Source organism: Candidatus Omnitrophota bacterium (genome assembly GCA_040755155.1).
Taxonomy (GTDB): domain Bacteria; phylum Hinthialibacterota; class Hinthialibacteria; order Hinthialibacterales; family Hinthialibacteraceae; genus JBFMBP01.
This window is the reverse complement of the sequence record JBFMBP010000006.1, coordinates 1-7397: the sequence shown is the minus strand read 5'-3', so window position 1 is coordinate 7397 and position 7397 is coordinate 1. Positions and strand designations below refer to the sequence as shown.

7 protein-coding genes are annotated in these 7397 nt (G+C 46.3%); 2 read left to right on the top strand and 5 right to left on the bottom strand.

Going from position 1 to position 7397, the window contains the following annotated elements; genetic code table 11:
* Window positions 1-240: 240 nt before the first annotated feature.
* Together AB1656_00755 and AB1656_00750 are read left to right on the top strand one after the other, a co-directional pair.
* Window positions 241-1770 (top strand): glycoside hydrolase family 140 protein, encoded by a 1530-nt coding sequence (locus tag AB1656_00755; protein ID MEW6233890.1) that lies wholly within the window; start codon window positions 241-243, stop codon window positions 1768-1770.
* A 42-nt stretch (window positions 1771-1812) separates the two neighbouring features.
* Window positions 1813-2748: an aldo/keto reductase gene (locus AB1656_00750; protein MEW6233889.1), complete on the top strand. Its 936-nt coding sequence runs from the start codon at window positions 1813-1815 to the stop codon at window positions 2746-2748.
* A gap of 17 nt (window positions 2749-2765) precedes the next feature.
* Here AB1656_00750 and AB1656_00745 read toward each other — a convergent pair whose 3' ends face one another.
* From AB1656_00745 to AB1656_00725, 5 genes are all read right to left on the bottom strand, one after another.
* Complete coding sequence (locus AB1656_00745) at window positions 2766-3728, bottom strand: Gfo/Idh/MocA family oxidoreductase (GenBank protein ID MEW6233888.1); 963 nt, start codon at window positions 3726-3728, stop codon at window positions 2766-2768.
* Window positions 3729-3982: 254 nt separating this feature from the next.
* Entirely contained in the window at window positions 3983-4918 is a 936-nt protein-coding gene (locus tag AB1656_00740) for a DUF1573 domain-containing protein (GenBank protein MEW6233887.1), read from the bottom strand.
* 175 nt (window positions 4919-5093) lie between these two features.
* A complete protein-coding gene (locus tag AB1656_00735; GenBank protein MEW6233886.1) occupies window positions 5094-6053 on the bottom strand; it encodes a hypothetical protein in 960 nt (319 codons plus the stop codon).
* 81 nt (window positions 6054-6134) lie between these two features.
* Entirely contained in the window at window positions 6135-6560 is a 426-nt protein-coding gene (locus tag AB1656_00730; GenBank protein ID MEW6233885.1) for a hypothetical protein, read from the bottom strand.
* Window positions 6561-6840: 280 nt separating this feature from the next.
* On the bottom strand, window positions 6841-7397 hold a 557-nt coding region (locus AB1656_00725; protein MEW6233884.1), incomplete at its 5' end, for a GTP-binding protein.

Here is a 7397-nt window from a genome sequence, read left to right as displayed (position 1 = left end):
CTATATCTGGAGATGGGTCAGCTCTTCAAAAAAAGAAAGGAACCGCCACAATTTTCGAGACAAAAGTGTAAACCATGTGCCCGGTTCAAAATGTAAACTATGTGCCCGTTCGTTCAGGAGGGGGTTGTTTTAAGTCTAATAAAATCACCCCCCCTCTAACTCCCCCCAAGCTTGGGGGGAGAATTAAAAGCGGATTTTATTAATTTTGCAAGAGCCTCTATCTATTATAGAAGAGAGAATATGAACGCTTATCGAATAAAACAGAATCCATTCGGCATTATTTTAGACGCGGCCTCGATAGTCATACTCCTTATTACCGCAATGGGATCGCAGGCGGGAGAAACGCCGCGATCCGGCCTATCCGTCGATTTTAAGCATGGCGCTTTAAAAGTATCGGACAACAAGCGTTTTTTGGTTCATGAAGACAGCGCGCCTTTCTTTTACCTCGGCGATACCGCCTGGGAACTCTTCCATCGCCTAAATCGCGATGAAGCGGAAAGATATCTCGAAAATCGCCGCCAAAAGGGATTCACCGTCATTCAAGCGGTTGTTCTGGCGGAATTGGACGGTTTGAATACGCCCAACGCTTACGGCGAGAAGCCGCTGATCGGCAACGATCCCGCTCAACCCAATGAAGCCTATTTCAAGCATGTCGATTTCATCGTCAAGACCGCCGAGGAAAAAGGAATCTTCATCGGCATGTTGCCAACATGGGGCGATAAAGTCGTCAAAAACGCATGGGGAAAAGGCCCCGTCGTCTTCTCGAACGAAAAAGCGAAAATCGCCGAAAATTATGGAAAATTTCTTGGCGGCCGTTATAAGAACGCTCCCAATATCATATGGATTCTCATCGGCGACCGCGACGCCAAAGGGTATGAAGCCGTTTGGCGCGCTATGGCGAAAGGATTGAAAGAAGGCGATGGCGGCGGTCATTTGATAACGGTTCACCCTGCTGGCGGGCGTTCTTCGTCAGATTGGTTTCACAATGATGGCTGGCTGGATTTCAATATGTTGCAATCCGGCCATTCCGAATTCAACCTTCCCAATTACGAAAAAATCGTAGCCGATTACAGCCGCGTTCCCATCAAGCCTTGCATGGACGGCGAGCCGCGCTATGAAGATCATCCCGTCAATTGGAATCCCAAGAATGGATGGTTCGACGATTTCGACGTTCGGCAAGCGGCTTATTGGGCGCTCTTCGCCGGAGCGTTCGGCCATACTTACGGCTGTCATGATATCTGGCAGATGATGGCCCCCGGCCGCGATCCAATCTCCTCGGCCCGGAACAATTGGTTCGATGCGCTCGACCTGCCCGGCGCATGGGATATGCTGCATGTCCGCCGTCTCCTACTCTCCCGCCCATTCCTCAGCCGCATCCCCGATCAGTCGTTAATCGTGGTGGATCAGCAAGACGGCGCAAAACATATTCAAGCCTGCAAAGGCGACCATTACGCTTTCGTCTATATTCCTTACGGTCAATCCATCGCAATTAACGTGGAAAAAATACCTTGGGAAAAATGCAAAGCCTGGTGGTTCGATCCCCGTACGGGCAAGGCCGATCCAATCGGAGTATTATTCGATCGGGAACCGAAAGTAATCGCTCTGCCGGAAGAAATCGTGCGCAATGCCAGTAAGACATTGTATTTCGCGCGCGACGCCAGTATGAGGTTATTTTTAGATCCGCCGGGAAAAATTGCGCACGGCGCCGATTGGGTATTGGTTTTGGATGATGCATCCCAAAACTATCCGCCGCCCGGCGAGGTGGATTAACGATTCCATAATACCGCAATCATCCAACGGGAGGATAATCCGTTGACGGATTCAACTCATCTTTCGCGCCGTTGTTTTCTGCAAAATAGCGCCATTGCGGCAAGCGGCGTTCTATCGCTTCCTATTTTATCGTTCAGCGCAGAAATGGCCTCTATTCCCAAAAGGAAATTGGGACGAACCGATCTGGCCGTCAGCGTAATCGGTTTGGGCGGCGGTTCGTTGCATCGTTGCGCTTCCCAAAAAGAAACAGCGGACCTTATTCGATACAGCCTGGATGAAGGAGTTAATTTCTTCGATACGGCATTCAATTACGGCTGCGGCGAGAGCGAAAAACGCTTAGGCGAAGCGTTAGGAAAAGATCACAGCCGCATCGTCCTCTCCACCAAAACCCGCAATCGGACTCTGTGCGGCGCATTGCGGGAACTGGAAGCCAGTCTGCGCCGATTGCGAACGGATTGCGTCGATCTATGGTTCCTTCACGGCGCTTGCCGGGAGGATTGGGATGCATGCTTTGCCTCCAACGGCGTCATGGAAGCGATGGAAACGGCGCGCAGGCAAGGCAAGTGCCGATATTTAGGCGTCGCAGGGCATTGCGATCCGGCTTCGCTGCAAGCCTTTCTCGACGCATATCCTTTCGACGCCGTCATTATGCCGCTCAACGCCGTCGATCCTCATCGGCTTAGTTTCGAAAAAGTATTGCTGCCGCAGATTCATCGCGAAGAAATCGGCGTCATCAGCGTCAAAGCGCTTTTAGGAGGCCATCTTCCAAACAGCATTCAGAAAGACGCGCTGCGCTATGCGCTGAGTCTTCCAGTATCGACAACCTTAATTGGCTGCGCCTCGCGCCATGAGATGCAATGGACTCTTAAGGCCGCCCGCACTTTCACCCCACTATCGCCGGTAGAGAGAGAATTAATTCTCGCTCAGACGAAATCGATGTCAGGACGTCCATTGGAATGGTATAAGAGAATTTCGTAACGCCTTTGGGAGTAGTATCAAATCCCGTTGCCTATCAATCGTTCAGTGGCTGCGCGCGCTTGTTCGGCGATCTGCTGCGCCAACCGTAGAGCGCGCACGCCGTCTTCGCCTGTAACTACCGGCTCTTTTCCTTGGCGAACGCATTCAATGAAGGAATCGATCTCCGCCGCCAGCGGTTCATGCTGGGAAAGGACGGGCTGCTCGTGGCGGATGGTTACTATGCCGTCCTCGCGGGTCTCCTTGCGGTAGATTTGCAGATCGGGCTTGAGATAGTCGAGGGATAGATAAGCGTCTTTTTGGAAAAAGCGGATTTTGCGCTGGCGTTCCGGCGTAACGCGGCTGACGGTAACATTGGCGACGCAGCCGCTGGCGAAGCGCAGGCGGGCGTTGGCGATATCCTCCTGCGTCGAGATGATGGGCGTTCCAACCGCGTCGACGGAAACAATTTCCGATTTTACCAGCGCCAGAATCAAATCCAAATCGTGGATCATCAAATCCAGCACTACTCCGATATCTTTCACTCTAGGCGCAGGCGGGCCGAGACGGTGGGATTCGATAAATAGCGGATTCGTCAAACGTTCGCCGAGCGCCAAGACGCCGGGATTGAATCGTTCGATATGTCCCACTTGCAGAAGAACGCCTTTCGCTCTCGCCAACGCCGCGAGTTTTTCGCCTTCTTCAACGCTGATGGCGATGGGCTTTTCCACTAACGCAGGGATGCCGCGTTCGATCAACCATGAAGCGATGGCGTAATGATTGACCGTAGGCGCAACGACGCTGGCCAGATCGATGCGCCCGGCGACTTCCTCCAACGACGAGGCCCCCTGGCAGTTCCATTCGTTGGCGGCGCGATCCCGCGCTTCGCCATCGACGTCGACGACGGCGATCAGTCGGGTTTTTTCGTTATATCCATAAACGCGGGCGTGGTGCTTTCCCAACGCTCCCGCGCCAACGACGACGGCATTCAATGGTTCATTCATTCCAATTAGCGCCTAGTTCCTAAATTTCGCATTGAAAAAATAATGATATTTCATTCTTTCTTCTTCGCCAATACATTGAGGCGGCGAAAGGTCTCTAAAAACGTTCCGTCATTAATATTCCAATTATCGGTTCTTTTTCGTCGAAGAAATCCTCTAATGTGGTTTATATATAATAAAGCCCGGCGCATCGGTAATTGCGCCGGGCATTTTTTTCTATAAGTAGTGAGGCGATTAGGGAAAAACCTTCTATTGAGTCACTGGATAATAATCGGTACATCAATATTAAATTGATTGTTATCTTTCGAAGAAAGCAAGCAATGGAGAGTATCTTTCATTCTTGAATTGTTGCCGTTAGAAGATTTGGGAGACAATTCAATTGTTTTTTCGAGTTCATTATCCGATTGCGGACATGAACAGATAAACAAACCGTTATCCGTCGATATGTTCTCGATATGGAAAGATGAAGCTATTTTTGTTTTGATTAAGATTTTTTGCGTTTTTTCTTCTCGAAACTGATTTACATCGACAAACAACGAGGAAGGAACGGCGACAAACGGTTCGGTGATATACCCGCCGATGGGGAGCACGGCGAATTTTTTCTCTTTGCGGTTGTCGTGAATAACCAGTCTTTCCAATAAGGCGCCTGGTTTAAAGCCAGAGGATTCCAATTTAATCATGCAGCATTCTTTTCCGTTCTTTATTTCAAAACCTGCTTTTTCCGCCGTGATCGTTGAAGTCGACGATTCGAGAGTAACGGCATCGATATCCTCTTTTGCCACGCCTTCCAGCGCTACTTCTTTCGACCAAGGACGATTGGCGGGATATTCCGGAACGACTACCGCTTGAGGAACGCAGCGAATTTCGCCTAGTCCGCGATAACGAATCAAGCATTGTTTGCGTATCTGTTTTCCGTTATTGTCCTTCAAGGCAATCATCACTCGCCGATCTTCAACGCCATGCGTAAAACTTGGAGTTAAACGAATATCAAATGGCGCCGATTCGTTGGGCTTGATCTGTTGGCCTTGCGATAGATTGATGCGAGTACATCCGCAATCCGCAGACGCTTCTTCCACTATCAAATCATGCGAAGAAGAATTGACTAAGGTAAAGGAAGCGGTTTGCTGGTCGTTTTCCCAAAGCGTTCCGAACTCAACGATCTCAGGTTGAATATGGATATTCCGCGATAACAACCATACGCTAACTCCATTTAGAATAAAATAAAGGACGTTTAAAAAAAGAAACGAAAGAAAAAGAACTAACCAAAGGCTCTTTTTCTTTCGTATTGTTCCAATATCAATATACTTCATTTTCTCCACTCACTAGATGAATTTTCTTGATAAATGAATAGAAGGCAAGACTATGAGGTTATCGCATCCTATTCTCAACTTCCATATTCTCTTTCGGTTCGATGGAGAAGAAATCCTCGGCGAATAGAACATCGTTGACACGGGCTTCGCTAAGAGTCATCTTCAATAAATCAATAAATCCATTCTCCTGCAAACCTCCGTGTTTTTGCATGACCACTGTTTCCGGAACCAGCATTCCCGATATTTCTTTGAAATGATCGCATAATACTCTCGATATGACGACTCCTTTATTGATATTATCGCATTGTTTCCAATAGGCGGGATTTTCATCGAGAAGCGTGAATTCGAAATAGTGCGTCTTTGGGTAATAGATATCGGAATTTATGCGAAGTTTTTTCGTGGCGGAATCGAATTCTACGATCGAAAAACCGTTTTGTACAAACCGGTTCAAATTTACGCCAAATCCGCCGCCTGAAGTCGGTTCCATCCACATGCGTGTATTACCGTCAGATTTAATAATTTTATCATTTTCGAGACATATTCCTTCCGAACCATCGAAAATAAATGATTGATAATTTGGTTTCTTATCCGTCCAGTATTTATCGAGTCTCATCATTCCATTTTTAGCGCTTATAATATGAGCAGAATCGATCTGAAATCCGTTCAATATTTTCTCCTGATCCCGAATCAATTCTATAAAATTCTCGTTGCTGATGTACTTCCATTTATTTTCATCTTCTTTCGACAGCGTGTTCTCGGTCCGTTCTTTCACAATTCGTTGGTATTCACTTATTGCGTTTTTCATATTTTCCACTCTTGATTTATCACTTACTGGAGGGTAATATGAGATGCAACTATAGCTCAACTCATACGAGACAAAAGTCGCTAGCGTGGTTTGGATATAGGCTTTTAAATCCTCTGCTCTATTAATCTCCTCTCCTATGCTTCCTATTTGATAAACTGCAAAAATGGCCATTCCTGCCAACAAAATAGAATACTTGATGCAATGCTTTTTCATCTCCCTTATTCTCCTTGTTTGTTAATTTAATATAAATTAAAGTTTTTTTTCAATACTATTACTTTTTACTATTTTTAACTTCTATTTTCCACATCGATAACTACGTAATATATTATTAGATGGATCAATGTTTGGATTGATATGACAATCCCAAAAATAATCAGCGTCCCAAATTGGATTATTACACTGTCCTTGATAACTTCTGCAACTTTGCTGTACCCAATCTTCGCATAATCCAGTAAGAGAATAAATAACTACAGGCGTCAAGTTAATATGGAAAGGACATGTATCCATAGGGTAGAAACCAATATCACAACAAGCAACTCCTTCTGTATAATGAATCGTTTGATTACATTCACCACCATAATTACAATAATCACTCCATACATCCCTATAAAAACAATCAGTACAATACGACAATGAATTTTGTGGAAACAAAAAAACACCTAAAATAAGAAAAACCACCGCCAAACCACCCGCGAGAAGAAACAGTTTTTTCGTCTTCATTCGCCCAACTCCTTTCTTGTCTATTAAATTTTCCATCTTTATTCTACTCATAGAGGCATACTGTATCGCTATTTTATCGGCCTGTCAAGAAAAAATACAAAATTACGCAAAAAAAAAATCATTTAATATGCAAATATTATGACAGTGTTAGCCGAAGATAGAATTTATTATATCCAAGTAAATATTTGTTACATGTTATGGCGAGAGATTTAAATATTAAAGTATTTAAAATCAATTACTTAGGGAATAGATACGCCAAACTGACGAAAATAGTGATAAATCAAAGCGCATCGTATTCCCCGCCGTCGATTTGCGCCGTTATGGCGTCTATTTTCGCCTTGGCGCGGCCTTGAACAATTATGGCTAATTCCGTCAGCCGGGTTTTATGTTCTTCGGCGAGGGTTTCTTCCACCCACCCAGCGCTTGAATAGTCAACGTAGAGCGAATGTTCCGAGTAACGGATGAAGCCTTTTACGCGGTACAACTCATCCCGCATGGAATCCAACGTGGGTTTTAGGCGCGCCCAATCGATTGGCTTTTCCCTACGGACGGCGGCGCGGGCGTAGTTGGGATCGACGCAGAGGGCGTATTCGCCGGTCATAGCGCCTATGGCTCCCGGTGCGAAGGGATCGACGTCAACATTGCAAAATTGCGTTCGCGCGATTTGCGCCAGTGGTTGAATTTTGCGGATTTCCTCTTCCGCCTTTTGAACGACATCCGGCGGATAGCAATCCGTCTTATTCAATAATACTTGATCGCTGACTTGGATTTGCTTGACGATGTTGGGCAGAGTATGGATCAGTTTCAATAGATTTTGCGGATCGGCGACGCTGATAA